This window comes from Staphylococcus sp. HMSC62D11 (genome assembly GCF_001839145.1).
In the GTDB taxonomy this organism is placed as follows: domain Bacteria; phylum Bacillota; class Bacilli; order Staphylococcales; family Staphylococcaceae; genus Staphylococcus; species Staphylococcus lugdunensis.
The window spans coordinates 1-1,913 of the sequence record NZ_KV840175.1 but is presented as its reverse complement, the minus strand read 5'-3'; the positions used below and the strand labels follow the sequence as shown (position 1 = coordinate 1,913).

At 28.4% G+C, this 1,913-nt stretch carries 3 protein-coding genes; all 3 read right to left on the bottom strand.

The annotated features are described in order from the left end of the window. Nucleotides 1-144: 144 nt before the first annotated feature. On the bottom strand, nucleotides 145-789 hold the full coding sequence (locus HMPREF3267_RS00370) for a hypothetical protein (RefSeq protein ID WP_037544584.1): 645 nt from the start codon (nucleotides 787-789) through the stop codon (nucleotides 145-147). Nucleotides 790-805: 16 nt separating this feature from the next. After that, nucleotides 806-1,393, bottom strand: a complete 588-nt coding sequence (locus HMPREF3267_RS12695) for a hypothetical protein (protein ID WP_230580268.1) — start codon at nucleotides 1,391-1,393, stop codon at nucleotides 806-808. 204 nt (nucleotides 1,394-1,597) lie between these two features. Then, the coding region (locus HMPREF3267_RS12690; protein ID WP_256319562.1) for an ImmA/IrrE family metallo-endopeptidase at nucleotides 1,598-1,913 on the bottom strand (316 nt) is incomplete at its 5' end.

Below are 1,913 nucleotides of genomic sequence, written 5' to 3'. Positions count from 1 at the left end.
CTTCACCGAAGCGGGCACCTGTAGCTATAAGTATGAAAATAGCTAAATATGATAATTCATTTTTACATAGTAACCACCACCTTTAAGAACGTATGTTCTATAAGGAAGTAAAAAATAATTAGGGTAGAGGACTACCCTAGAATACTAATTGTCATAGTTACTTGGATTATATTTATATCCATATTTTTTAGCAATATTTTTTCTAATTTGTTCTTTTTCTGCTGGGCTAGCTTTTACCCATTCTTCTTGACCTTTAACCCAATCATCAGCAGTACGATTATAAACTGATTTTTCTTGACCACTTTCTACTCTTAAAGAACTTTTATAAGCTGCACTAGCAGGCCCTTCCATAACATTACCTTGAGGTATAACACCGTTAGCTACAGCACTTTTATAGGCTTGAATTTTAGCCTCTTCGCTGTAATTTCCATAGATGATTGACTCAAGAGTGTTTCGATCTTTAATGTTAATTACCTGAATGTTTTGTGTGTTTTGAGATTGTTCATTTGATGCATTGTTTTGAAAATTTTGCTCATTATCATTTTGATTTTCTTCACTCTGCTCTTTTGTAGTTAAGGAACTTTCTTTATTGATCTTATTTGCTGATTTTTCTTTATTATCTTTTGTTTTTTTGTCGTCTGACTTATCTTTATTACCCGATTTCTTTTCAGGATTGTTTTTTGATTTAGTTTCTGAACTTTTACCAGAATCATCTTTATTTGATGAGTCATTACTACATGCACCTAAAACTAGTAAACTTGCGAATAAAATACATATAAATTTTCTCATTTTTATTTCTCCTTTATTATTTATTAGCTATTTGAGTAAGTAACTCTATTATTTGTTCGTTTTGTTTTAAAATTTCGTGGTTTTGGTTAAGTGAGTCGTTGTTTTGTTTAATTAAAATATCGAGTTGGGCTATTTGTATGAAGTTTTGCTTTTGCTGTGACATATAATAGTTATATTTCGCTTGCTTTTCCATATTTAAGGTAAACATTCCGAGAGTATGATAAAAGTTATCGTAATTAGCCATAATTTTTTGTTTTTTAAAAGCATTTAATGTAGCATTAGTTGGATTATTAATACCTTGAGTATTAAAGAATCTTACTAATTTATCCTCTTCGGTTTCGTTAGATTTAGCAATTTTATTTTGTTCCTTTTGTTTTTTTCGGTCTATTTCATCTTTATTAGCTTCATAAGTTAAAGCGTCTATTTTTTTCATAGATGATTCGTTTAAAATATCAAAAGTATTTCCTTTTAAGTATTCAATAACTAAAGTATCTTTAGTAAGACGATCTAGCGATTTATAAACTTTTAATTCATCTTCACTTAAAGTCTTTTTATATTTCGCTTCATTCCAAGCTATTTTATTTTGTTCTTTAAAACTTCTCATTTTTTATACCTCCATTATTCTAAATTTTTATATTTAAAAACTCTTAATGGCTCAAATTGTATGACATAATTACCATGTCGAGTTGTTAAACCATACTTACACTTATAATGTTTAATACATTATTTTGCAAAACCTTATGAAACCTCAAAAAAATCAGCAAGTTCATACATACTCTGTACTCCTTGCTAATAAGCCTCAACAATTTCATTTAAAGGCATTAAATTTCATATGATAAGCGACGTGCCTTAGTTCGTATTTTTGATTTAATAAATTATTTTGATTTCTAATATCGCCATATGTAATTTGTGTATGTGCTATTTCTTCAGCCAATGTTTCAAGTTGTTTAGACTTTGAATGATTGCTATTAATAAAAATATAATGGTCTAAAGTCAGACCACTCAAGTTATAAGGTAAGCTGTTAGTTTCTTTTATCATAAGGTGTTCATTTCTACTTAATAACTCTTCATATTTTCGCAAATGCAACATTCCTTTACTTATCTTTATCGATAATATACTGAGC